The 22586-nt window shown below is 58.6% G+C and carries 21 protein-coding genes and 2 pseudogenes; 15 read left to right on the forward strand and 8 right to left on the reverse strand.

The genetic code is table 11. The annotated features are described in order from the left end of the window. Window positions 1-4: 4 nt before the first annotated feature. Window positions 5-580 (reverse strand): annotated as a pseudogene (locus ACVWYY_RS06165) (pyruvate kinase); the annotation flags it as partial. Window positions 581-655: 75 nt separating this feature from the next. Between ACVWYY_RS06165 and ACVWYY_RS06170 the strand changes: the two are divergent. Next, entirely contained in the window at window positions 656-1849 is a 1194-nt protein-coding gene (locus ACVWYY_RS06170) for an RNA-guided endonuclease InsQ/TnpB family protein (RefSeq protein WP_457439883.1), read from the forward strand. Here the strand turns inward: ACVWYY_RS06170 and ACVWYY_RS06175 are convergent. After that, window positions 1846-2763, reverse strand: coding sequence for a pyruvate kinase (locus ACVWYY_RS06175; protein ID WP_457404351.1), 918 nt, complete (start codon window positions 2761-2763; stop codon window positions 1846-1848). The genes ACVWYY_RS06170 and ACVWYY_RS06175 overlap by 4 nt on opposite strands. A 173-nt stretch (window positions 2764-2936) precedes the next feature. Here ACVWYY_RS06175 and ACVWYY_RS06180 point away from each other — a divergent pair, with 173 nt between their 5' ends. Both ACVWYY_RS06180 and ACVWYY_RS06185 read left to right on the forward strand, forming a co-directional pair. Continuing rightward, window positions 2937-4139, forward strand: coding sequence for an LptF/LptG family permease (locus ACVWYY_RS06180; RefSeq protein WP_457439885.1), 1203 nt, complete (start codon window positions 2937-2939; stop codon window positions 4137-4139). Between the two features lie 63 nt (window positions 4140-4202). Next, on the forward strand, window positions 4203-4355 hold the full coding sequence (locus ACVWYY_RS06185) for a hypothetical protein (RefSeq protein WP_414328994.1): 153 nt from the start codon (window positions 4203-4205) through the stop codon (window positions 4353-4355). 75 nt (window positions 4356-4430) lie between these two features. Here the strand turns inward: ACVWYY_RS06185 and ACVWYY_RS06190 are convergent, their stop codons facing one another. The 3 genes from ACVWYY_RS06190 to upp all read right to left on the reverse strand — a co-directional run bounded on the left by ACVWYY_RS06190 (window position 4431) and on the right by upp (window position 6974). Then, a complete protein-coding gene (locus ACVWYY_RS06190; RefSeq protein ID WP_414383967.1) occupies window positions 4431-5138 on the reverse strand; it encodes a tetratricopeptide repeat protein in 708 nt (235 codons plus the stop codon). Beyond that, window positions 5125-6009 (reverse strand): HAD family hydrolase, encoded by an 885-nt coding sequence (locus ACVWYY_RS06195; protein WP_414383968.1) that lies wholly within the window; start codon window positions 6007-6009, stop codon window positions 5125-5127. Before ACVWYY_RS06195 ends, ACVWYY_RS06190 begins: the two co-directional genes overlap by 14 nt. 275 nt (window positions 6010-6284) lie before the next feature. Next, window positions 6285-6974 carry a uracil phosphoribosyltransferase gene (gene upp / locus ACVWYY_RS06200; protein WP_011433955.1) on the reverse strand — a complete coding sequence of 230 codons (690 nt, stop codon included), beginning with the start codon at window positions 6972-6974 and terminating at the stop codon, window positions 6285-6287. A 571-nt stretch (window positions 6975-7545) separates the two neighbouring features. On the opposite strand from upp, the gene ACVWYY_RS06205 reads away from it, so the two are divergent. The 4 genes from ACVWYY_RS06205 (at window position 7546) to ACVWYY_RS06220 (ending at window position 11352) form a co-directional block, all read left to right on the forward strand. After that, window positions 7546-8622 carry an ABC transporter substrate-binding protein gene (locus tag ACVWYY_RS06205; RefSeq protein ID WP_011433957.1) on the forward strand — a complete coding sequence of 359 codons (1077 nt, stop codon included), beginning with the start codon at window positions 7546-7548 and terminating at the stop codon, window positions 8620-8622. Between the two features lie 416 nt (window positions 8623-9038). Beyond that, the gene (locus ACVWYY_RS06210) at window positions 9039-10307 is read left to right on the forward strand and encodes an FAD-dependent oxidoreductase (RefSeq protein ID WP_457439888.1); all 1269 of its coding nucleotides are present in this window, start codon (window positions 9039-9041) and stop codon (window positions 10305-10307) included. After that, entirely contained in the window at window positions 10295-10492 is a 198-nt protein-coding gene (gene thiS, locus ACVWYY_RS06215; protein ID WP_414328933.1) for a sulfur carrier protein ThiS, read from the forward strand. The genes ACVWYY_RS06210 and thiS overlap by 13 nt, the downstream gene beginning before the upstream one ends. A 32-nt stretch (window positions 10493-10524) precedes the next feature. Then, window positions 10525-11352: a thiazole synthase gene (locus ACVWYY_RS06220; RefSeq protein WP_041436737.1), complete on the forward strand. Its 828-nt coding sequence runs from the start codon at window positions 10525-10527 to the stop codon at window positions 11350-11352. A 22-nt stretch (window positions 11353-11374) separates the two neighbouring features. On the opposite strand, the gene ACVWYY_RS06225 is transcribed toward ACVWYY_RS06220, so the two are convergent. After that, window positions 11375-12007 carry a class I SAM-dependent methyltransferase gene (locus tag ACVWYY_RS06225; RefSeq protein WP_414328936.1) on the reverse strand — a complete coding sequence of 211 codons (633 nt, stop codon included), beginning with the start codon at window positions 12005-12007 and terminating at the stop codon, window positions 11375-11377. A 176-nt stretch (window positions 12008-12183) separates the two neighbouring features. Here ACVWYY_RS06225 and ACVWYY_RS06230 point away from each other — a divergent pair, with 176 nt between their 5' ends. The 3 genes from ACVWYY_RS06230 to ACVWYY_RS06240 all read left to right on the forward strand — a co-directional run bounded on the left by ACVWYY_RS06230 (window position 12184) and on the right by ACVWYY_RS06240 (window position 14442). Next, window positions 12184-12915, forward strand: a complete 732-nt coding sequence (locus tag ACVWYY_RS06230; protein ID WP_414344389.1) for a M50 family metallopeptidase — start codon at window positions 12184-12186, stop codon at window positions 12913-12915. Between the two features lie 131 nt (window positions 12916-13046). Further along, window positions 13047-13187: a hypothetical protein gene (locus ACVWYY_RS06235; RefSeq protein ID WP_414330515.1), complete on the forward strand. Its 141-nt coding sequence runs from the start codon at window positions 13047-13049 to the stop codon at window positions 13185-13187. Between the two features lie 139 nt (window positions 13188-13326). After that, the gene (locus ACVWYY_RS06240; protein ID WP_457439891.1) at window positions 13327-14442 is read left to right on the forward strand and encodes a glycosyltransferase family 4 protein; all 1116 of its coding nucleotides are present in this window, start codon (window positions 13327-13329) and stop codon (window positions 14440-14442) included. A gap of 374 nt (window positions 14443-14816) precedes the next feature. Here ACVWYY_RS06240 and ACVWYY_RS06245 read toward each other — a convergent pair whose 3' ends face one another. Next, complete coding sequence (locus ACVWYY_RS06245) at window positions 14817-15800, reverse strand: ABC transporter ATP-binding protein (RefSeq protein WP_414344385.1); 984 nt, start codon at window positions 15798-15800, stop codon at window positions 14817-14819. 420 nt (window positions 15801-16220) lie between these two features. Here ACVWYY_RS06245 and ACVWYY_RS06250 point away from each other — a divergent pair, with 420 nt between their 5' ends. After that, entirely contained in the window at window positions 16221-16880 is a 660-nt protein-coding gene (locus ACVWYY_RS06250; protein ID WP_414407724.1) for a CDP-alcohol phosphatidyltransferase family protein, read from the forward strand. 122 nt (window positions 16881-17002) lie between these two features. Further along, window positions 17003-17860, forward strand: a complete 858-nt coding sequence (locus tag ACVWYY_RS06255; RefSeq protein ID WP_457404233.1) for a methyltransferase domain-containing protein — start codon at window positions 17003-17005, stop codon at window positions 17858-17860. 47 nt (window positions 17861-17907) lie between these two features. Here the strand turns inward: ACVWYY_RS06255 and ACVWYY_RS06260 are convergent, their stop codons facing one another. Next, the gene (locus ACVWYY_RS06260) at window positions 17908-18648 is read right to left on the reverse strand and encodes a uracil-DNA glycosylase (RefSeq protein WP_457404234.1); all 741 of its coding nucleotides are present in this window, start codon (window positions 18646-18648) and stop codon (window positions 17908-17910) included. A gap of 160 nt (window positions 18649-18808) precedes the next feature. On the opposite strand from ACVWYY_RS06260, the gene ACVWYY_RS06265 reads away from it, so the two are divergent. From ACVWYY_RS06265 to ACVWYY_RS06275, 3 genes and pseudogenes are all read left to right on the forward strand, one after another. Beyond that, on the forward strand, window positions 18809-20269 hold the full coding sequence (locus tag ACVWYY_RS06265) for a TldD/PmbA family protein (protein ID WP_457404235.1): 1461 nt from the start codon (window positions 18809-18811) through the stop codon (window positions 20267-20269). Between the two features lie 20 nt (window positions 20270-20289). Beyond that, a complete protein-coding gene (locus ACVWYY_RS06270) occupies window positions 20290-21180 on the forward strand; it encodes a DUF4351 domain-containing protein (RefSeq protein ID WP_457439894.1) in 891 nt (296 codons plus the stop codon). 4 nt (window positions 21181-21184) lie between these two features. Continuing rightward, a pseudogene (locus ACVWYY_RS06275) lies at window positions 21185-22510 on the forward strand (RNA-guided endonuclease InsQ/TnpB family protein). Window positions 22511-22586 lie beyond the last annotated feature (76 nt).

The raw sequence follows: 22586 nt of genomic DNA on the forward strand, positions 1-22586 counted from the left end.
CAGGTCACCTCCAGGAGTACAGAGCTCGCAGGCGTTGGCTTTTCTTGTGCTGGTGGGTCTGCATCCGAGCCAGCAGCTCGTCCAGGAGGGCAACCGCCTCCAGCAGGTAGGGGCCCTTGTTGAGCATCACACATTCGGCGCGGGCAGACATCACCGCATCGGAAAGCTCAGGCCGCGAGGGCAAGCCCTCCTTGGTGAGCTGATCCAGCACCTGGGTAGCCCAGACCACCGGCACCTGGGCTGCCTCGCAGATCCACAGCAGTTCCTCCTGGATCTCGCCCAAGCGCAGCCAACCGATCTCCACAGCCAGATCGCCACGGGCAATCATCACCCCCAGGGGCCGGCAGCCGGCAACGGTCGCGATCAAGGCCGGCAGATTTTTTACCGCCCGCTGCGTTTCCATCTTGAGGATCAAGCCCAAATCGGGGCGAGCCTGCCGCCGCTCCAGCTCAGAAACCAGCAACTGCAAGTCCGCTGGCTGCTGGACAAAGGAATAGCCCACCAAGTCGGCATGCCGCACCACAAAGTCCAGGTCTTGGCAGTCTTTGTCGGTAAGGGAACGGATCTGGAGCTGACTGTCAGCTAGAAATCGCAGGAGCCCCGCACTGTACCCATAGGGTCAGTGCCGGGAGGAATGCGAGGTTACAATATAACCATGACCCAAGTCCTGACCGTCTCCTGCAAGCTCAAGGTACCCCAGTCGCAAGCCGCCAAATTGGACGCGACGATGGAGGCTTTTGGCCAAGCCTTGAATTGGGTCAACCAGAACACGCCGGAGAAGATCGTCAACGCGGTCAAGCTGCAATCCCTTTGCTACTACGAGATTCGAGCCCGGTTCGACTTGTCCAGTAACTTGGCTCAGCAGGTCTGCAGACGGCTGGCCGGCGCCCGTAAAGTTGCCCAACAGAAAAACCGCCCCGTCAAAGCGTTCAAAGGGGGCTTCGCTACCTACGACGCTCGCATCTTTTCGTTCCGTCAAAAAGACTGGACGGTGTCGCTGACCACGGTGGAAGGGAGAGAACGCTTTGAACTAGCCATTGGCAACTACCAGCGTGGGATGCTGGCTGGTTCCAACCCCAAAGCTGCCACCCTGGTCAAGCGCAAAGATGGCTCCTACTACATCCAGATTTGCGTAGAGGAAAAAACACCCAAACAACAAGATACCGACAAGGTGATCGGGGTGGACTTGGGAAGGACGGATATTGCTCATACGTCAGACGGGGACAATTGGAATGGACAACAGTTGAACCGAGTCCGAGACCACTACTCCCGGTTGAGGGCGGTACTCCAACGCAAAGCCAGTAAGGGCACCCGCAGTTCGCGGCGCAGATGCAGAGAACTGTTGCAACGGCTGTCTGGCAAGGAGAGACGCTTTCAAGTGTGGGTCAATCATCGCATCTCTAAAGCTATTGTCTCTAGGGCAAAAGCTACCAACAGCGCTATCGCTCTGGAAGACCTGACAGGGATCCGTGAAAGAGTCAATCAACAGCCGCGCAACAAGGCCGAACGGCGCAGAACCAACAGTTGGGCGTTCTACCAACTACGCCAGTTTCTGGAATACAAGGCGAGGGTTGCAGGGGTTTCTCTGATTCTTGTGCCGCCCGCCTACACGTCGCAGACCTGCCACAAGTGTTTGCATATCCATCCCGATCCTGCGCAATCCTACCGCAGTGGCAAGTCGTTCAAGTGTGGGCACTGTGGATGGGAAGGGGATGCGGATTTGAATGGTGCGAATGTGATTGCGCTCTTGGGGGCTGTCGTAAACCAGCCTAGAGGTCCGGGCTTGTTTTGTTCTCTGGTAGAGCAGAGCAGGCTCAGGGCTACTGAAAGCCCGCTCCGTACCGCTTAGCGGTCGGAGCCGGGTAGTTTACGAAAATTGAGGCCTTTTTCTGCTCGCAACTTCTTGCCCTGAGGGGCAACTTTGTCCACCTCCAGCACCACGCCTGCCGGCTCGATCCTTACCACGCGGGCGCCGATTTTGCCGTCGTCGATCCAAACACTTGCCCCTACCTGCAGGTGCGCCAAAACCTCCGGCAGGCTGCAGGTCACCTGGCAGGAGATATCGGCGCTGGCCTCAGGAACCTTCGCGGTGAGCAGGATGCGATCCCCGCGGTACACCTTGGTTTTGCCGGGGGGCATGGCCACTGGGCCGGTGCGGATCTTGGGGCCAGCCAGGTCCAGCAAAATCTTGCAACGCCGTTGGGTCTGGGCTTCGGCCTGGCGCAAGTGGGCCACCATTTTCTCCCACACCGAGGGCTCGTCGTGGGCGCAGTTGATGCGGGCCACGTTCATGCCCCGCTCCAACAACTGCAGCAACAGCTCCGGCTGCTCGGCGGCTTCGCTGGGCAGGGTCACCATGATGCGCGCGCGGCGATGGGGAGAAGGGGGGCCAAACAGCGCCTCGGCGTGCTGCTCTAGTGCCGTATCCCCGGCGTAAAACTCTTCATAGCTGGGTGCCGTATGGGTCAAACCCTGGGTGGCTGCCAAAATAGCAATCACCGCATCCAGGCCCTCCAGAACCCGCGACTCACAGCGCCCCAGCGAGGACAGCCCCGCAGCCGCCAGCTCCAGTTGCAAGCTGCGCAGATCCTGTTGGCGCAGCGCCAGGTAGCGCGCCAGGTTGTGGATGGCCGCAGGAGGGCTCGTAAGGCAGCCCCAAGCGGCCAAGTATTTCTGGGATCCCTCTACAACCTGCTGCCGCAGCTCCAGGAGCCGCTCCAGCAAACTCCTAAGATTGCAGGAGGGGGAAGAGGAGGAAACCATGTCGAAAGTCTTCCCAAGACAAACCCGGCCCAATTCTATGCCTGAGCTTACTTGGGGTCGATCATAGGCGGGTTAGGTTGAGAAAGGAAGGCGATAGCCTTTCATTGCCCAGTGTTCCGGTCTAGAGTCGTTAACAGCCTTCGGCTGTCCTGCCTACTACTTCCTTGGGTTGCGTGAAACTTCATTCTCTCCCTCCTGCCCGTTCCCGCGAGCGGCCTGACCACAGGCTCTCCCTCGTTTGCGCGGTGGGCCTGATGGATCGCTATGTCCTCTCGGAGATGCTGCTGCCGTTTCTCTTTGGGGTGGGAGCTTTCACAACCTTGGTGATGGCGGTGGGATCCCTGTTCGAGCTGGTGCGCCTGGTGGTGGAAGCGGGTCTGTCGCTTTCGGCGGCGTTACAGGTGTTTGTGTTGCGGGCGCCGGGGATCATCGTTTTGACGTTCCCGATGTCCATGTTGCTGGCGACGTTGCTGGCCTACGGGCGCTTGTCTGCCGACAACGAGATCACGGCCTTGCGCGGATGCGGGGTGAGCCTTTACCGCCTCATGGTGCCTGCCCTCATCCTCAGCTTGTTGGTGACGACGTTAACGTTTCTGTTCAATGAGCTGGTGGTGCCGGTGAGCAATCGCCAGGCAGCCACGACTTTGAACCGAGCTTTAAATCGGGATCCGGACTTCCGGCGGGAGAATATCCTCTACCAAGAATTTGGCGAGATCCTCATGCCTGAGCCAGACGGCACCTTTTCCCGGCGACAAGGGCTAACCCGTCAGTTCTACGCCCGCAGCTTCGATGGAAAGCAAATGCGCGGCATTATCGTCCTGGATTTTTCCAACGAGGCGCTCAACCAAATTCTGCTGGCCCAGCGGGGGCGCTGGGATCCCCAAGAGAATCTTTGGGTGTTTGAGGATGGCACCAACTACATCGTTTCTCCGGATGGCACCTACAGCAACATTGCCACCTTCAGCCGGCAGGAGTTGCGTCTGCCTCGCGCGCCGCTGGAGCTGGCTCAGGAGATTCGCAGCCCTGAGGAAATGAACATTCGGGAGCTGAAGCATTACATCGAGGTGATCGCCAGTTCTGGAGATCTGCAACGGGTGCGCCGTCTGCAGGTCAGCCTCAACCAAAAGTATGCCATTCCTTTCGCGTGTCTGGCGTTTACCCTGATTGGGGTGCCTTTGGGGCTGCGCCCGCAGCGCACCGGTTCCTCTTTGGGGTTGGGCATCAGTGTGCTGATTATCTTTGCCTTCTATGTGCTGCTGTTCATCACCCAGGCGCTGGGACAAATTGGGACGCTGGGGCCAGCAATGGCGGCTTGGTTGCCCAACTTGATCTGTGCCGCCGTAGGGCTGGGGTTGCTTTACCGAGCCAATCAGTAGCTGCTGGGCACCGTTTCTCCAGATGTAGGATCAGGGTTGCCTGTGTATTCTGGAGAGCCCCCCATGGAAGTTCAAGCTTGGATGAATTGGATGTTTGGCGGATTAGCCCTGCTGATCTTGGGGGGAGGCATGCTGATGATGTTCACCACGGTGTTCACCACCAAAGGGCCCCAGCCCGAGGATTCTCAGTCGGATCCCCAAAAGGGGCGAGCCTAGCCCAAGGCCCGGTGACGGGATCCCTGGCATCCAGCTACATGCCTTCATGGGTTGTCAGTCTGGGCCGAGAGAGAACTAGTCCCGCTCCTGTTGGCGGAGCCGCTGCAGAAGCGAGAGGGGTTTCTCTTCCTCTGGCCCTTTCTTTTCAGTCGCAGTTGGCAGGGCGGCTGTTTCTGTTTTCTGAGGTTCGAGCAAAAGCTTGGCGGCTTCTGACTCAACGGCTGGAGGGCGAGCCGGGTTCTCCCCTTGTTGGCCGGGCAAGGGAACAGACTCCAGAGTGGCCAGCAGAGCTTGAATATGGCTGTGGGTTTCGGGATGGTTGCTGGCGGCATGGGCCAAGAGGGTGAGCTGCTCTTTGGCAGCGACCAGGTTCCCCAGCTTGAGATCCACCAAGGCCAGTTGATAGCGAGCCTTAAAGCCACTGGGATCCACCTCCACCGAGCGCTGAAAGGCGGCGCGGGCCTCCGCCAGCTTGCCTTGACGGGCATAGATCAAGCCGAGGTTGAAAGGCACGTCGGGATCCCGTTCGCTGGGCAGCACCAAGGTTTTTTCTTCCAGTTCAATTGCGCTCCGGTAGGCGTTGATGGCCAAGGTATGAAAGCCCATCTGCAGATAGCGAGCTCCGTCTTCCTTCAGTTGGGCGACCGTCGGCTCCCCTGTCAGTAGGGTCATGGGCGGTTGCGCGTGGGCAGGCATGGCCACCGCCAAGCTCAGCAGGCACCCCACCGTTTTCAGGCCTAAGGGTACAGCCTGACGACCAATCTGCTGCCTATTCATCACCATGATCTGTTTCCTCCAACCACATCAACACCACTTCATTCCACCCCTCTGGGCCCGGGAGCTGAGCCAATTGCCATTGAGGCAGGGCCTCACTCCAGAGACTATCCGCAATGGGGCTGGGAAGCACCACTTTTTGTTCCGACCATCGCAAAAAGGCCACATCTGGCGGGGAACACCCAATGCCCAAAGCTTTGATAGGGCCCAGATGCCGTTGGTAGCAATCCAGCAGCCGCTGCACCGCCTGTTCCCCCGGTAACCAATTGGGTTCTGCGGCCATCGTTGGCTGCATCCATCCGGTCAGATACCATTGCGGCAGGCTAGAGAAGTGAAGCTGACGCACCCGCAGCAGATGTTGGGTGAGGTTGGCTTCTTGCTGGGCAAAAGCTTCCCGCAGGGTTTCGGGATCCCCGGAATAGCTGAAAATCTCACTGTACTCTCGCTGCTGCGCCCGCTCTGCCTCTTCCAAAGGGATCCCAGTGGCAGCGGCCAGTTCAGAGGCAGTCCAATCCCCAAACCCGATCAAATCCAAGTGGGACTCTTGACGCACCTGTTGCAGGATGCTGCGCAGGCGAGAATAGGGCAGACCCAAAGCATACACGTAGTAGGGCGGTCGGTGTTGCCACTGCTCGTCTAGGATGCCCGCCGGGAAGTAATGCTCGGGAACGTAAACGGCAGAGCCATCCTCACAGATGAACGGATGCTCCAGGCGCAACTGCCGCCGCACATGTTCCAGTTGAGCGCGGGTGCGCAGGCTGTAGAGCACCAAGGGAATGGAGCGGCGCTCTAGGGCAGCCAAGGCTTGTCGGGCAGCACCATAGCTGTTGGACTCCAGATCCAGCAAGCTGCCATCTAAACTGGTAAGGACAAGTCGCATAGGTGCAGGAAGGGAAAAGGTGCTGGCCCCGTCAGAATTGCAAGTAGCGCGACCGGGATCCCTGAAGCGGCCAACATTACCCATGATCCAATAGCTTGACCAATCTGAGGGGGGTTAGCCTCAAATGCTCTCCCTCACAGCATCTGGGTGAATGGGCAATCCGTGCGCCAGAAGTGGTAAAAGCTCGATTGAGCACTACAGAATGCGTGTGTCGCCGAAGATCTTGGCTCAAAAACCAGCAGCAGAGAAGACAGACAGATTGAGTGGGTCAGTGGCTAGTTCTCTGTGCCAAAGGCACGATCCCCTGCATCCCCCAGCCCGGGCAAAATGAACCCTCGATCGTTCAGCCGCTCGTCAATCATGGCGCAGAAAATTTGCACCATCGGGTAGTGGGATCCCAACCGCTGTAACCCTGGGGGCGCTGCCAATGCGCTGACAATTCTAACCAAGCTGGGATCCGCCCCCCGTTTTTTTAGCTCATCCAAAACCCACAGCAGCGTGCCCCCGGTGGCCAACATCGGCTCGGGAATGAGAATGCGCATCTGTTCAGGGATCCGCTCTGGAAGGCGATTGAGGTAGCAACTGGCCTGCAGCGTTTCCTCATCCCGCACCATGCCAATGTGAAAGATCCGCGCCTGGGGCAAAAGGGCCTGACAGCCTTCCAGCATCGCCAAGCCAGCCCGCAATACAGGCACAATGCCCAGCAGGGTATCCGGCGCGATGACCTCTGCGGCAACGGGTTCCAAAGGGGTTTGCACCTGAACGGTCTGGGTGGGGATCCACTCCCGCATCGCCTCATAGGTTAGCCAGCGGCCCAGCTCCGACATGGCCGTGCGAAACAGGGGCATGGGCGTCTCCGCATCCCGAGCCACGGTTAGCCAGTGCTTAATGAGCGGGTGAGGGGGGACATAGACACGAAGCTGCTGACTTGCCACGGGAGAATGCCTCAATCTGGGCGGTAGCATAGCGGGTTGCCTTAGCAGAAAGCAAGCTCTAGAAAGCAAGCTCTCCAATTGGCCGCAACTCCATCCCGACCGGGGATAAATTGCCAACAGCTCCGGCAAATGCTCAAGGGGTGGGGCTCTTTGACCCAGCAAGATTGCGGCAGAATGAGATCTGCAGGCTACTTCGAGCGCCGGTCATGTTCGGTGGCTACAGGTTTGGGATAGACCAGGGCAAGGCTGGTTTCGGGTTTTGTTCCTCTTGCCATTTGCGAACTGAGGTGCTGGCCCCAGGGCAGCTTGGCCTCCCGCCGATGGAACCCAATGCCGGCGGATCTCGTCTGCAAGTACCGGTAGCCGGAGATACCGCTCTGTCCAAGGGTTTCTGGCTTAATGGGGTGTCGCAAGTTACAGCCTGTTCACAAATTAAGGGATACAAAACTTAAGGGATACAAAACATCGTGTTTCTGAGGCTTGACTCCGATGAGGTTTAGAACAAGTAGGTTTACAACCGTATCCGTAGCCCCTCAATAGGCTGTACCTGCATCTTTGGCCCCCTCACACCTTGCAAGGATTAGCTTAGGGAGAATGGATTATGGCTTCGTCTCAACCCTCTGACTCGAACACCAAGGCTCTGAGCCGCCGTCAGCTTCTCAAAGTGGGGGCCGCAGCCCTTGGGGGCGGTCTACTGGCGGCAGGGGGCGCCCAAGCTCAGCGCAAACCCTCTCCCACCCTGATCGTGGCTCAGGGATCCGGCCTGGATCGCGTTTCCTACGCTACCAACTGGTATGCTCAGGCGGAACACGGCGGCTTCTATCAGGCGGTGGCGACCGGCATCTACCGCGAGCATGGCCTGGATGTAACCATCAAGATGGGTGGCCCCGGCATCAACATCACCCAAGTTTTGGCCGGTGGAGCTGCCGAATTTGCCATGGGAGGAAGCACAGGGGTGATCAATGCTGTGCGAGAAGGGATCCCTTTGGTGTGTGTGGCAGCCATTTTCCAGAAAGACCCGCAGATCATCATGACCCACCCCGGCACCCAGCGCTTTGAAGAGCTCAAGGGCCGGCCCATTTTCGTCTCGAAAGGGGGGCTTGCCACCTACTGGCCCTACCTAAAGGCCCGCTTTGGCTTCACCGACGATCAGGTTCGTCCCTACAACTTCAACCCCGGCCCCTTTTTGGCGGATCCCAGCTCAGCTCAGCAAGGCTATCTGACATCCGAGCCTTTTGCCATCCAACGGGAAGGGGGATTTGAGCCGGTGGTCTTCCTCCTGGCGGATTTGGGCTACAAACCCTACGCCACCACCATCGAAACCCGTCGCCAACTGGTGGAAACCAAGCCCGACTTGGTGGAGCGATTCGTGGATGCCTCTATCAAAGGCTGGTACAGCTTCTTGGAGGATCCCCGTCCGGCCTATCGCTTGATCAAGCAGGACAACCCGGAGATGACCGATGCCCAGTTGGCCTACAGCTTCGAGAAATTGCAGGAGTACGGCATCATCTTGTCCGGCGATGCGTTGGAAAAAGGCATTGGCGCCATGACCGACAAACGCTGGCAAGACTTCTTCGACAGCATGACGGTGGCCGGCGTATTTGAGCCAACCATCAACTACCGGGCTGCCTACACACTGGACTTCGTCAACAAAGGCACTGCCTACTACACTGCCTGACGGACTTCCACCCTTGGCGCTTCTCAGCCCAAGGGATCCCCCCTCGCCCCCAGCCCCTCTTCCACCAAGGGAGAGGGGAACTATAGTCATTTCAAACTAGATTGAGACACCCCCTAAACGCTCCGCGCCACTGCCCTCACCCCCATTCCTTCTCTCAGAGGGAGAAGGGGGCTAGAGGGAAATGTTTCATTCCGGTTTAATTGAGAATGCCAGAACACTGCGTGATCACCTCCCCCAACACCGCCAGCAACACCGGCACCCCCAGACGGATCCCGGAGACCAACAGCGAGATCAAACAAAAAGCTCCAAGTGAAAAGGCGTTCCAGCGAAGCTTGGCCCAGCACTCCATCAACAAATGCAGGCACAGGTGGGAGCAGATTCATCGCCGAGCTGGAAAGCCTATCATGGGATCCAGTATGGAATCCATTGTGTCAGCAGCGCAGGGCACTTTGACCCTTTCACCCTCCTCTTCTCCGCCAGACCCGCCAGCCAGTCTGACGGGCTCATTCCCCGCCGCTGACGCGGCAGGGATCACTTGGCCTTGGGCAGCGCAGCGGGATCCCATCCTTGTCCTCGGGGCTGGGCTGATGGGGCGTTTGTTGGCCGCCAGCCTTGTCGAGGTTGGGCATCCCGTCCGCATTGTGGAGGCGGCTCCTGCTGCTGCTGTTGAGAGCAGTGCTGCCCATTTTGCCGCTGCTATGCTGGCTCCCCTAGCCGAGTCTGCCATCGCCGAAGCCAGTGTGGTGGCCCAGGGATACTACGCCCTTTCTCGTTGGCCCGCCCTTCTGGCCAGCCTGCCAGAGCCGGTTTTCTTTCAGCAGGAGGGCACTTTGATCCTCTGGCACCGCCAAGATGCCGGGGAAGCCAGACGTTTCTCGTCCCTGCTGGCCGCTGTGGTGGAGCGCCTTCCCGCTCTCCCTAAGCCCCAGCCTCTAGATGCTCAGGCTCTGGCCGAGCTGGAGCCATCGGTAGCCGGGCGATTTGCGCAGGGCCTGTATCTTCCCCAAGAGGGCCAACTGGACAACCGCCAACTGTTGTCGGCTCTGCTGGCCAAGCTGCGGCAGCACGAGGTGGAAGTGGAGTGGGGTTGCCCCTGGGATCTGAAGCAGGCCCAAGCCTGGCAGCAACAAACCGGAGGCTGGGTTTTGGATTGCCGCGGCCTGGGGGCTCAAAAAGAATGGGGCGGGCAAAAACTGCTGCGCGGAGTTCGGGGTGAGGTGGTGCGCCTGTATGCCCCAGAAGTCTCTTTGCGGCGCCCAACCCGGCTGTTGCACCCTCGCTACCCGATCTACATCGCTCCCAAGCCGGGACACCTGTTCGTAGTGGGAGCCACCGAGATCGAATCTGAGGATCGCTCGCCGGTGAGCGTTCGCTCGGCTTTGGAGTTGCTCAGCGCCGCCTACGCCGTACATCCTGCCTTTGCCGAAGCGCGTATCCTGGAATTGGGCAGCCAATGTCGTCCCACCTTGGCGGATAACCTGCCAGCCGTGGTGGAGCGCTCACCTCGCCTGTTGCAGATCAACGGCCTCTATCGCCATGGCTTTCTGATCTCCCCGGCCATCCACGATGCTGTCTTGGAGTATCTCCACCAGGGTAGTTGTCGCTTGGCCCAGCAGCTTGGGATCCCCTTTCAGGTGCAGGCTGCCCCTCTTTCCGGTGAGTCCCTGTCGCCATGCGTGTCTTGATCAACCAAAAGCCTTACGATTTGCCGGAAGGCACCACTTTGGCCGAGGCAGTGGCTCAGGTGGGGGCCAGCGGCCCTTTCGCGGTAGCGGTTAATCTGAAGTTTGTGCCACGTGCGCAGCATGAGCAAACCCGTCTGCAAGAAGGCGACCAGGTGGAGATCGTCACTCCGGTTGCCGGCGGCTAGCGCTCAAGTCCGCTTTTCTATCTGCCTCAGCCATGTCCACCCTTCTCCATTGCTCTCCCTCAACTCTGGCCGATGAGGATCCTTTGGTTCTCTACGGCCAACCGTTGCCCAGCCGCCTGATGTTGGGTACGGCTCGCTACCCTTCGCCGGCCATTTTGGAGCAGGCGGTGGCGCGCGCGCAGCCCTGTTTGTTGACGGTTTCTCTGCGGCGGCAAGGGGCACTGGGGCCAGAAACTTCCCAGAGGTTCTGGGCTCTGTTGCAGAAGATGGGGATCCCAGTTCTGCCCAACACCGCCGGCTGCCACAGCGTGCAGGAGGTGATCACAACGGCGGAGATGGCGCGGGAGGTGTTCGGCACCGACTGGATCAAGCTGGAGTTGATCGGGGATGACTACACGCTGCAGCCGGATCCCGTGCAACTGCCGACGGCAGCGGCTGAGCTGGTCCGGCGCGGCTTTAAGGTGCTGCCCTATAGCACCGACGACCTGGTGCTCTGCCAGCGGCTTTTGGATGCTGGCTGTGAGGTGGTGATGCCCTGGGCGGCCCCCATCGGCACCGGCAAAGGCCCTCTCAACCCCTACAACTTGCGCCTGCTGCGGGAGCGGATCGAGGCGCCGCTGATCGTGGATGCCGGCTTGGGCCTGCCCTCCCATGCCTGCCAGGTGATGGAGTGGGGCTTCGACGGGGTGCTGCTAAACACGGCAGTGGCTTTGGCCCGGGATCCGGTGGCCATGGCCGAGGCCTTTGCAGAAGCGGTGCGCTCAGGCCGCCGAGCCTACCTGGCCGGGGCCATGATCCCTCAGGAAACAGCTCAGCCCAGTACGCCTGTCCTCGGCACTCCCTTTTGGCACCAGGGCTGACTGCCGCTCTCAGGGGTGCAGCTCAGGCGGCAGGCTTTCGCGCCTGGATAACCTGCAGAGCTCCCCCAGCGTGGAGGGTCTGCCGGATGGATTGCCAACCCTGCTGCTGCAAATGCTCGGGCAAATCCAGCTTGAGCAGCTCCCAAGCGGTCTCGGTTTCAAAAAGGGCCAGAAAGAGGGCCAGCCCAGGCCAGATCAGGGGTTGCCGAGGCGCATGCAGATCCAGGATCAAGAGTCCTCCCCCCGGCTTGAGCACCCGCCACACTTCCCGCAGCACCTGCTCCAAGTCGGCGAAGGACAATTCGTGCAGAGCCAAGCTGGTATGCACCCAATCAAAGCTGGCATTGGGAAAGGGCATATCTTGGGCAAAGGCCTCCACAAACTCCACCTGGGGAAGGCGTTTGCGGGCTGCCGCTAGAGCTTTGGGGGAAGCATCCAGGCCCACCACCTGCTGGCTCAGCTCCGCCAACAGTGGGGTTACTTCAGCTGGGCCACAGCAGAGATCCAACACCCGCTCCTGGGGATGAATCTGGATCCCTTGTAGGGGCAATTTCCGCAGCCGCTCGTATCCCCCCACCGCCAGAGCAGCCCCGCGGCTGATGCTGCGGTAAAGCCAGGGAAAGCGGTAGCTCCAGTCGCGCAGGAAGGTGGCCACAGACAGGGATCCCTCAGGGGCTCTTTCAGCCTACCTGACCTACATCCATTGCAAACTGGTTTGAGACATATGTTTTTCTGGATTTTCTCGGGGTTGGCTTGGAACTCTCCTCTGCCGGCAGTCGTCTAAGAAGACGAGGCGTTTTAGGCTTTTTTCTGTCTACCCACTGCTGCTCTATGACTCAGTTTGAGCTGCCTCCCTCCCCTTCCGAGAAACCTGGCCGGCACAGCTTGGTTTGGTTGGTGGCTGCTGCAGGTCTGACGGTCTTGCTCTGGCAGCTCCCCTGGGGCAACTATATCCTCTACCCCTTTACGATTCTGGCCACCTGGTTTCATGAGATGGGCCACGGCTTGACGGCAGTGCTGTTGGGTGGGGAGTTTCATCGTCTGGAGATCTATCCCGACGGGTCGGGGTTGGCCTTTCACAGTGGGCACTTGTTTTTGGGGCCGGTGGGTCGAGCTTTGGTGGCCGCCGGCGGGCCAATGGGGCCCCCAATGGCCGGGGCGGTTTTTATCCTGGCTTCTCGTCGTCAAGGTACGGCCCAGTTGGGGTTGTTGGCTTTGGGATCCCTGCTGTTGCTGTCGGCGGTGCTCTGGGTGCGCTCTCTATTTGGCCTGTTGCTGATCCCGGCTATTGGGCTGGGGATCTTGGCGGTGGGCTGCTGGGCTTCCCCTTGGTTGCGGGGCTTTGCCGCACAGTTTTTGGGGGTGCAGGCCTGTGTGAGCACCTACCACCAGCTCGACTACTTGTTTACGGCCTCTGCCGTGATCAATGGGCAGGTGATCCACTCCGATTCCAGCCAAATTGCCCAAAACTTGTTCTTGCCCTACTGGTTTTGGGGAGGGGTGATGGCGGTATCTTCTTTGGTGCTGCTGATAACCAGCTTGCAACTGACGTTCCGAGACTAACCGGCGGGGGGCAAAGCCGCAATTTTGGCAGTGATTTGTGTCACGCAAAAATCCGTCCTCCATCACTGCCCAGTCGAGAAAACCGCCGCTACAGTAATGGGCAAGAGGAGTGAGGAGCTGAGGAGTGGAGCATGTGGCGGGATGTTATTGGGCTGGCCCTGGCGGCGACCCTACTGTTGATCAGCAAAACCGCCGCAGACACGCTGGGCCAAAGCCAGGTGCAGACTTTCACCGAACCTGAGCCGATGCCCTACTCTGCACCGGTGGAATGAGGTACTTGAGTCTGCTGACGGAGGTCGTAGCAGCGTTGCCGTTTTGTGCAACACTCATTCTAGAGTCTTTAAGGGCTCCGTCCGAGTAGCGCGGTCGCAGCAGCGTTGCGGAGCAATAACAGTAGGCTTGGGATCCCTGATGCGCATAGCCCTATTTACGGAGACGTTTCTGCCCAAGGTGGATGGCATCGTTACCCGCCTCTGCCACACGGTGCGTCACCTAACCGCTCGAGGCAACTCGGTGCTCATCGTCGCGCCCCGGGGAGCCCCCCGGCGGTTTGCACGGGCACGGGTTTACGGGATCCCGGGGATGCCACTGCCTTTGTATCCAGAGTTGAAGCTGGCCGCCCCTGGCCCGGCCATCGGTAAGTTGCTCAGCCGTTTCCGACCGGATGTGATCCACGTGGTGAACCCGGCGGTTTTGGGATTGGGGGGCCTCTACTACAGCCAGACGATGGGGATCCCACTGGTGGCCTCCTACCATACCCATCTGCCGAAGTATCTGAAGCATTATGGGCTGGGCTTTCTGGAAGGGGTTTTGTGGAATCTCCTGAAGCTGGGGCACAATTTGGCGCGGGTCAATCTTTGCACCTCGACGGCCATGATGCAGGAGCTGAGCGCCCACGGCATTGAGCGGGTGCAACTGTGGCAGCGAGGAGTGGATACGGAGTTGTTTCATCCCCAGGCGGCCAGTTCAGAAATGCGGGCTCGGCTCACGGCGGGGCAACCGGAACGGCCTCTTTTGCTCTACGTGGGGCGGCTTTCGGCTGAGAAGGAAGTGGGGCGGATCCGGGTCTTGTTGGAGCAGATCCCCCAAGCCCGCTTGGCTATTGTGGGGGATGGGCCAGAGCGGGGATCCCTGGAGCAACATTTTGCCGGCTACGATGTGGTGTTTACGGGCTATCTGCAGGGGGAGTCTCTGGCAGCGGCCTTTGCATCGGCGGATCTGTTCGTGTTCCCCTCTCGCACCGAGACCTTGGGGCTGGTTCTGTTGGAAGCCATGGCTGCCGGTTGTCCGGTGATCGCCCCCCGCTGCGGTGGCATTACCGATGTGGTGGACAGTGGGCGCAATGGCTTTCTGTTCGATCCCAATTCGGATAGCGACTTTGTCCAGGTTACCCAGCAACTCCTGAGCAGCGTCGGGCAGCGACAGCTCTTCCGACAGCAAGCCCGCCAAGAGGCAGAACGTTGGAGCTGGTCGGCAGCCACCCAACAGTTGGAAGGCTACTACCGGGCTGTTATTGCTGCCGATTAGCGGTGCGGAGCATGACTCTAGTCAATAATAAGCTCAACTATACTGAAAATAATGTATAATATGTTCAGTACGGATTACTACTAGTTGATCTTTCTGTTTACTTTCGAGTCTACCAACATGGTAGCCAAAGCAAAGCAGAAAATTGGTAGTAAGACGACACGGAAACTGCGCTTTGGGTATTCTACTCAAAGCTTTGCGGGATACCGCCATTCTGTTTGGAAACAAACAGAATGCTATCGCTGCATAGTTGAACAGTGATGTTCAGCAGTGTTCAGCGTAAATGTATCAGCACAGAGTCCCCTACTGGGAAATACTCAGGGCAGAACTCCGTCCTGCTCTCGGGGTTCTCCATAGCACCAGTGCGAACGGCCAGCCTAGGCAGAGACCGGATGATCCCCTTCAATGGCCCGCACTTGCTCCACAAAGAATTCTTCTAGGGATTGCCGTTGCCAATGCAAGTCGGTGACCAGTGCCCCCGCTTGGTTCAAAAGGCTCAGCAACTCCGGTAGGGATCCACTCCATTCCCCCGACCAATGGGATCCCTGAATCGAGAAGTGCTCTAGGCGGTCGCGGAACTGTTCGACGGCGCCACCGTGCCCTTGTACCCGATAGCTTTTGCTCTCTCCCAGCAAGTCATCCAAAGTTCCCTGATGCACCAATTTGCCGCCGATGATCAGGCCGACTCGGTTGCAGATAACTTCCACATCCGCCAGGATATGGCTGTTGAAAAACACCGTTTTGCCCTGCTGCTTGAGGGACAGAATGATCTCGCGCATTTGATAGCGGCCCATGGGATCCAGTCCCGACATCGGCTCATCCAGAAACACCAGCTCTGGGTCGTTGATCAGCGCTTGGGCCATGCCAGTGCGCTGCAGCATGCCCTTGGAGTAGGTGCGCAGTTGTTTTTTGCGGGCCGTATCTATAGAAAGCCCCACCAGCTCCAGCAGTTGCGGGATCCGCTCCTTCAACAGGCTATTGGGCAGACCAAACACCTTGCCGGCAAACTGGAGAAACTCCCATGCCGTCAAGTAATCGTAAAAATAGGGGTTCTCCGGCAAATATCCCACCTGTTGCTTGATGGAGCGATCCCCCAGGGGTTTGCCCAGCAAAGTGCCGCTGCCGCGGGTGGGCTCCACAATGCCCAGTAGGCATTTGATGGTGGTGGTTTTCCCGGCCCCGTTGGGCCCCAGCAGCCCAAAGGTTTCTCCGCGGGCCACAGTCAGAGAAAAATCTTTGAGGGGGCTGACCACCTTGTTCAGCCAAAATCCTGTGCGATAGGTTTTGGTCAGGCCGGTGATGGCAATGACCGGCTCTGGTGCCGCGAACGCTTCTGCTGGGGAAGTGGGGGTCTCGCTCATGGACTCGCTCGTAGGTATGTTGGAGTTGAGGGAGAAAAAGGTGCCGCGAACACCGAGTTAAGGAGCACACAGTCCGCCAGGCGATAGGCTACCCAGCCTAACCTTTAGTTTACCCACAGGCTTTGTCCCAGCCTAGGCTTGCCGCAGCACTTCCGGTAGAGGAAAGGGTCCAGAGCAAACATACTCCGCGTAGGTATCCGCTTCATTCGCAACAGCGGTGCGGTTCCTTTGCCGTAGGCACAGCACTTTGCTCTGACCTCCCTTCAGTAGCATTCTCATCATCTGGGATGATTCTGGGATGATGATTTCCATCGCGTTGGCGGTGCGGAGCAAGAAAATTGAATCCAGAGGTTTTGTGGGATCCCAGCCGGTGGTGATCATCGGCAACAGCGTTGCAGAGCAATAAGAAAGGAGTGTTTCTTGCTGGATAAGGTGCTTAGGCAGTGGAAGGAGCGGCTGTTGGCTCCAGTGCTGCAAACCCCTCTCCAACAGGTGCATCCCCTAGCCATTACCCTGTCGGGGTTTGCCATGGGCCTGGCCTCTGGGACAGCGGCAGCTTACGGGGCCTACGGGTGGGGGCTGGGCCTGTGGTTGCTGAACCGGTTTATGGACGGGCTGGACGGCACGTTGGCTCGTCTGCAGGGACGGCAAAGCGATCTGGGGGGCTACCTGGATATGCTGCTGGACGTGGTGGTCTACGCAGTCGTTCCCCTGGGGCTGGCCTTTCACCAGGGATCCCTGCTGGGCTATGCTTCTCTGGCTCTGATGCTGGCCAGCTTTTACATCAACCTTTGCTCCTGGATGTATTTGGCAGGGCTGTTGGAAAAACGGCGTTCGCGACAGCGTTGCGGAGCAACAAGGACGGATGGCACTGTCGGGGCGGGATCCCTGGATGAACTGACCAGCTTAAGTATGCCGTCGGGGCTTATCGAGGGCAGCGAAACCATCTTTTTCTACGGCTTGTTTTTCCTTTTCCCGGAGTACATGGTGGGCTTGTTTGGGCTGATGGCGATTCTGGTGCTCTTGAGTGCTGTGCAGCGGTTGGTTTGGGCGCTGGGATCGCTTTCTGCTCCAAGGTGAGCCCGGAAAGGGTCTGTTATTATGGCTCCGTCCGGCTGGCGCGAGTTGGGTTACAAGGGTTCCCCATCAGATTTCACCGGGCGAGAGGATCCAAAATAAAAAAGCCATGGAGATCTGTTGCCATGACCTCCACCCTCAACCAACGCATTCGCCACTTCTACGATGCCTCCTCCGGCCTCTGGGAGCGGGTGTGGGGGGAGCACATGCACCATGGCTATTACGAGCCGGGCCAAACCGGTAAGGATCGCCGCCAAGCTCAGATTGACTTGATTGATAGGGTTATCCAGTGGGGCCAGATCGGGGATCCCTGCCCTCCCCAGCACATTCTTGATCTTGGCTGTGGCATTGGGGGAAGCAGCTTGGAGTTAGCCCGGCGCTTTGGGGCACAGGTTACGGGCATTACCCTCAGCCCCGTCCAAGCCCAGCGGGCTACGGAGCGCGCCCAAGAGGCCGGCCTGAGCAACAAGGTGCGATTTCAGGTGGCCGATGCCCTGGAGATGCCCTTTGCAGACAACACCTTTGATCTGGTGTGGTCTCTGGAAAGCGGCGAGCACATGCCGGATAAGCGGCAGTTTCTGGCCGAGGGCTGGCGGGTCTTGCAACCGGGCGGGCAGGTGATGGTGGTAACCTGGTGCCACCGCGAGGGATCCCTGAGCCAGCAGGATCAACAGCTTTTGCAGAAAATCTACGAGGTGTACTGCCTACCCTATGTGATCAGCCTCTCCAGCTACGAGGCTCTGGCCCAACAGGTGGGCTTTGAGCAGGTGCGCAGCGCCGACTGGTCGGAGCGAGTGGCCCCTTTCTGGGATGAGGTGATCGCTTCTGCCCGCGACTGGCGCTGGATCTGGGCTTTGCTGCGCAGCGGCTGGGTTACCGTTCGCGGGGCGCTGGGGCTGGGCCTGATGCGTCAGGCTTATGCCACCGGCTTGCTCTGCTTTGGCCTCTTGACTGGGTTCAAACCTGGGGATCAGCCAAGGTAGGGATCCCTTGCTCCCCTTTGGGAGGAGGGGCGCTTGGGGAAATGGGCTCAAAAGTTGGGCTGGGGCGGTGCTGTGCCAGTGAGTTCCAGATACTTTTGCTTCACCGCCTGAATATCCTGCCACATCAACCACTTGGGGCTGCCAGGGGTGCGGTCTGGGTTGCGCAGCAGATAGGCCGGGTGAAAAATGGGCATACACCAGCGTCCCTGCCACTGGATCCATTCCCCGCGGATCTTGGTGATCCCTCGCTTCTCGCCCAAAAGGGAGCGCACCGAGGTGGCCCCCGTGAGCAGAATAATCCAGGGATCCACCAGGCGAATCTGCTCCAACAGATAGGGACGGCAGGCGTCCATCTCCTCCTGGGTGGGCACGCGGTTGTTAGGGGGGCGGCACTTGACCACATTACAGATGTAGGTGTCCTGCTCGGGATCCAGCCCCACCGAAGCCAGGATTTTATCCAGCAATTGTCCCGACTTGCCCACAAAAGGCAGCCCCTGCAGGTCTTCGCTTTCCCCTGGCCCCTCTCCGATGATTAAAATCCTTGCCTTGGGGTTGCCCCGATGCACCACCACATGGGTACGGCTGGCTGCCAAGTCGCAGCGCTGGCATACCAAACAATGCTGCTTCAGTTGCTCCAAATCCCTGTAAGTGCCGGGGGGGATGGGCACCTGGGCCGACAGGGGGATCTGATCCCACTGGGGGAGTGTCTCCTCCGCCGGGGCTGGCGGCTCGATGGGATCGTCAAACAGGCTGGGCTGAAGCTCCGGCGGTTTTTTCTTGGCAGCCATTGCAAGTCGAGGTTTCCTTGTGCAGCGATCTTCGATTGCTCCCCCGCCCTTGTCAAGCTCCAGGTCAATTTGCCGGCAGGGGAGAACCTTTACTCCTTGTTAAACTGAGAAAACGAAAACTTGCGCCGGCCTTAGCTCGTCTCTACTCCCTGAGCCTGCCATGCTGCTTTTGTCCAAAGAACTGCCCAACCTGAACTACCGTCATACTCTACAGCGCTTCGACGAGGATTGGCGGGATCCCCTCTCTGCCCTGTTGGGCTGGGGGCGCGCTGCCGGTGCCGATTTGGTGGAGATTTTTCTAGAACGGGGCAATTCCATCAGTTGCCTGGCCGAAGATGACGCCATCACCAGCATCACCCCACGACTCTCCACCGGTGCCGGCGTGCGGGTGTTTCGCGGCTTGGCCGACTGCTACGTCAGCACCAACGATCTATCCTTTGCCGGTCTCAAGGCTGCTCTGGAGAAGGGCCTTTCGCTGATGGGCCTCACCCCTCCCGGCCCCACAGCGCTGGTTTCTGCCATCAACCTGGAGATGCTGCAGGACTACGGCGAGCGTCGCCGCAAAGATGGCTGGTTGAAGGAATGTAGCCCCATTGCGGAGATGGGGGAGATCCTGCTCAAAGCCAACGAGCAACTGGGTCGCCAAGCCCGCCATGTGCAGTCCCGCCGCACCACCTATTTCCGCGATTGGCAAGAGATTCTGGTGGCCTGCAGCGATGGCACCTTTGTGCGGGATGTGCGCCTCACCCAATCCGTGAGCTCTACGCTGCTCTGTGCCGATGGATCCCATCGCGCCTCTGTCAGTCAACGCTCCGGCGGTACGGGGGATCCCAACTTTTTGCGCCGTTGGGATCTGGAGGCCCATAGCCGGGAGCTGGCAGAAGCTGCCGGCCAGATGCTCTATGCCGACTATGTGGAATCCGGCACCTACCCGATTGTGATGTCCAACGCCTTTGGCGGCGTCATTTTCCACGAAGCCTGCGGCCACTTGTTGGAAACCACCCAAATTGAGCGCAAAACCACGCCCTTTGCCGACAAAAAAGGCCAGAAAATTGCCCACAAAAACCTTACCGCCTGGGACGAAGGTCTCTCTGAAGGGGCCTTTGGCAGCCTGGATGTGGATGACGAGGGGATGCCCGTCCAGCGCACTTTGCTAATTGAAAAGGGCATTTTGAAGAACTTCCTGGCCGACCGGGCCGGCTCAATGCGCACCGGCCACCCCCGCACCGGCAGCGGTCGCCGCCAAAACTACACCTTTGCCCCTGCCAGCCGTATGCGCAACACTTACATCGCCCCTGGAGATGCAGAATTGGACGATCTTTTTGCTTCTATCGACAAAGGCATCTATTGCAAGCGCATGGGGGGAGGGAGCGTCGGCCCAACCGGGCAATTTAACTTTGCCGTCGAAGAAGCTTATCTTATCCAAAACGGCAAAATTACCAAGCCCCTCAAGGGAGCCACCCTGATCGGAGAAGCCAAAGACATCTTGACCAAAATCTCCATGTGTTCCAAAGACCTCAGCTTGGCAGCTGGGTTCTGTGGCTCTGTAAGTGGCAGCATTTACGTCACCGTCGGGCAGCCTCACATCAAGGTGGATTCCATTACCGTGGGCGGTCGCTAATTCCAGGGATCCACCTCGACATGGCCTATGACAACGTCTGCAAATATCTGGCCGAGCGTTTCCCAGAGCAGTTTGTCCGCTGGCTCATGGGAGAAGTGGCTCGGCTCCGACTCTATCGGAGGTATCCTCACCTATCGGTGCAGCAGGTGGTCAAGGTGCTCCGCACCGCTAACGCGATTGACTTGCGCAAAACGGGGTCGGAGGGAGTTTTCCAGACCTCTTTTCGTCTAGAGAGGCTGAGCCATGAGTTTGATGTTGTCCGCCTGTGGGAATGCGATTTGAGGGCCGGAGCGGATCGGCAAGCCCTGCTACCGTTTCGGGTTCTAAGCCAGGTGGAAGATCCAGCAGAAACCTTGCGAGAGGTGGTCAGTGAGCTAGAGAGCTTGGCAGACCCCAGTGAGAGAAGGGAATTGGCAGCCGCAACAGCCGTCTTGGCGGGACTAGCATTGGATCGGGGTTTGATTCGACAAATCATGAGGTCTTTGGATATGAGGGAATCGGTGATCTACCAAGAGTGGCGGGCAGAAGCTCTGCGAGAGGGGCTGGAAGAAGGGCGCAAAGAAGGACGCAGAGAAGGACTACAACTGGGCCTGCAACAAGGGCTACAACAAGGATTGCAACAAGGATTACAACAGGGATTGCAACACGGGGAAGCAACGCTGGTTTTGCGGCTGCTCAGGCGGAAGTTGGGATCCCTTGACCCGGCCCTTGAGAATAAGATTTGGGCTTTGTCAACGTCACAACTGGAGGCGCTGGGGGAAGCTCTGTTGGACTTCAACAGCAAGGACTACGTCCCGCTGGCGCGATCGGAAGAGTTGACCGCCTGGCTGGCCCGTCAGCTAGAAACCGCAGGAGCCCCGCTCTCTGCCCACAGGGCAAGGGTCGGGAGGAATGTGAGTAAAATGCAATAAGGCTATGACCCAAGTCCTGACCGTTTCTTGCAAGCTCAAGGTGTCCCAGTCGCAAGCCGCCAAATTGGACGAGACATTGGATGCTTTGTCGCTACGCGACGCTAACGCGAACGGCCAAGCCTTGAACTGGGTCAACCAAAACACACCCGAGAAAGTCGTCAACCCACTGAAACTCCAATCCCTGTGCTACTACGAAATCCGTGCCCGTTTCGGCTTGTCCAGTAATTTGGCAAGGACTACGTCCCGCTTACGCGACCAACAGATATGCAGACGGGTAGCGTCTGCTCGCAAGGTGGCACAACAGAAAAACCGCCCGGTCAAAGCGTTGTCGCTACGCGACGCTAACGCGAACAAGGGTGGCTTCGCTACCTACGACGCTCGTATCTTTTCGTTTCGCGAGAAAGACTGGACGGTGTCGCTCACCACGGTGGAGGGTCGAGAACGCTTTGAGCTGGCGATTGGTCATTACCAGAGAGAACAGTTGGCGGGCTCCAATCCCAAAAAGACCTCCGGTCCGCTGACGCGAACGGCCACTCTGGTCAAGCGCAAAGACGGTTCCTACTCCATCCAGATTTGCGTGGAAGCAAAGTTACCGGAACAGCAGAACACCGCTCAGGTGGTAGGCGTGGACTTGGGAAGGACAGATATTGCCCATACGTCAGAGGGGGACAACTGGAATGGACAGCAGTTGAACAGAGTCCGAGACCACTACTCCCGGTTGAGGGCGGTACTCCAACGCAAAGCCAGTAAGGGCACACGCAGTTCGCGGCGCAGATGCAGAGAACTGTTGCAACGGCTGTCTGGTAAGGAGAGACGCTTTCAGTCGCGTCAGCGTTGCGTAGCAAAAACGTGGGTCAATCATCGCATCTCTAAAGCTATTGTTTCTAGGGCAAAGGCCACAAATAGCGCTATTGCTTTAGAGGACTTGACAGGGATACGGGAGCGTATCAACCAACAACCCCGCAGCAAAGCCGAGCGGCGCAGGGCCAACAGTTGGGCGTCCTACCAACTGAGGCAGTTTCTGGAATACAAGGCGAGAGTTGCAGGGGTTTCTCTGATCCTTGTTCCGCCTGCTTATACCTCGCAGACCTGTCACAAGTGTTTGCACATCCATCCCGACCCTGCGCAATCCTGTCGCGTCAGCGTTGCGTAGCAAAATCGCAGTGGGAAGCAGTTTAAGTGTGGGCACTGTGGATGGGAAGGGGATGCGGACTGGAATGGGGCCAACATGATTGCCAAACTTGGGGCTGCTGTAAACCAGCCTAGAGGTCCGTGGTTGGCTTGCCAACTACAGGGCTACCGAAAGCCTGCACTGATACATTTACGCTGAACACTGCTGAACATCACTGTTCAACTATGCAGCGATAGCATTCTGTTTGTTTCCAAACAGAATGGCGGTATCCCGC

The organism is Thermostichus sp. MS-CIW-34, from assembly GCF_054060435.1.

What these genes read in the sequence shown, in the direction of transcription:
- ACVWYY_RS06185 (WP_414328994.1), top strand. Translation starts at nt 4,203, where the DNA reads ATGGAAGTTCAAGCTTGGATGAATTGGATGTTTGGCGGATTAGCCCTG.
- ACVWYY_RS06195 (WP_414383968.1), bottom strand. Translation starts at nt 6,009, where the DNA reads ATGCGACTTGTCCTTACCAGTTTAGATGGCAGCTTGCTGGATCTGGAG.
- ACVWYY_RS06270 (WP_457439894.1), top strand. Translation starts at nt 20,290, where the DNA reads ATGGCCTATGACAACGTCTGCAAATATCTGGCCGAGCGTTTCCCAGAG.
- ACVWYY_RS06265 (WP_457404235.1), top strand. Translation starts at nt 18,809, where the DNA reads ATGCTGCTTTTGTCCAAAGAACTGCCCAACCTGAACTACCGTCATACT.
- ACVWYY_RS06205 (WP_011433957.1), top strand. Translation starts at nt 7,546, where the DNA reads ATGGCTTCGTCTCAACCCTCTGACTCGAACACCAAGGCTCTGAGCCGC.
- ACVWYY_RS06235 (WP_414330515.1), top strand. Translation starts at nt 13,047, where the DNA reads ATGTGGCGGGATGTTATTGGGCTGGCCCTGGCGGCGACCCTACTGTTG.
- ACVWYY_RS06175 (WP_457404351.1), bottom strand. Translation starts at nt 2,763, where the DNA reads ATGGTTTCCTCCTCTTCCCCCTCCTGCAATCTTAGGAGTTTGCTGGAG.
- ACVWYY_RS06190 (WP_414383967.1), bottom strand. Translation starts at nt 5,138, where the DNA reads ATGGTGATGAATAGGCAGCAGATTGGTCGTCAGGCTGTACCCTTAGGC.
- ACVWYY_RS06220 (WP_041436737.1), top strand. Translation starts at nt 10,525, where the DNA reads ATGTCCACCCTTCTCCATTGCTCTCCCTCAACTCTGGCCGATGAGGAT.
- upp (WP_011433955.1), bottom strand. Translation starts at nt 6,974, where the DNA reads ATGCTACCGCCCAGATTGAGGCATTCTCCCGTGGCAAGTCAGCAGCTT.
- ACVWYY_RS06230 (WP_414344389.1), top strand. Translation starts at nt 12,184, where the DNA reads ATGACTCAGTTTGAGCTGCCTCCCTCCCCTTCCGAGAAACCTGGCCGG.
- ACVWYY_RS06255 (WP_457404233.1), top strand. Translation starts at nt 17,003, where the DNA reads ATGACCTCCACCCTCAACCAACGCATTCGCCACTTCTACGATGCCTCC.
- ACVWYY_RS06210 (WP_457439888.1), top strand. Translation starts at nt 9,039, where the DNA reads ATGGAATCCATTGTGTCAGCAGCGCAGGGCACTTTGACCCTTTCACCC.
- thiS (WP_414328933.1), top strand. Translation starts at nt 10,295, where the DNA reads ATGCGTGTCTTGATCAACCAAAAGCCTTACGATTTGCCGGAAGGCACC.
- ACVWYY_RS06245 (WP_414344385.1), bottom strand. Translation starts at nt 15,800, where the DNA reads ATGAGCGAGACCCCCACTTCCCCAGCAGAAGCGTTCGCGGCACCAGAG.
- ACVWYY_RS06240 (WP_457439891.1), top strand. Translation starts at nt 13,327, where the DNA reads ATGCGCATAGCCCTATTTACGGAGACGTTTCTGCCCAAGGTGGATGGC.
- ACVWYY_RS06170 (WP_457439883.1), top strand. Translation starts at nt 656, where the DNA reads ATGACCCAAGTCCTGACCGTCTCCTGCAAGCTCAAGGTACCCCAGTCG.
- ACVWYY_RS06260 (WP_457404234.1), bottom strand. Translation starts at nt 18,648, where the DNA reads ATGGCTGCCAAGAAAAAACCGCCGGAGCTTCAGCCCAGCCTGTTTGAC.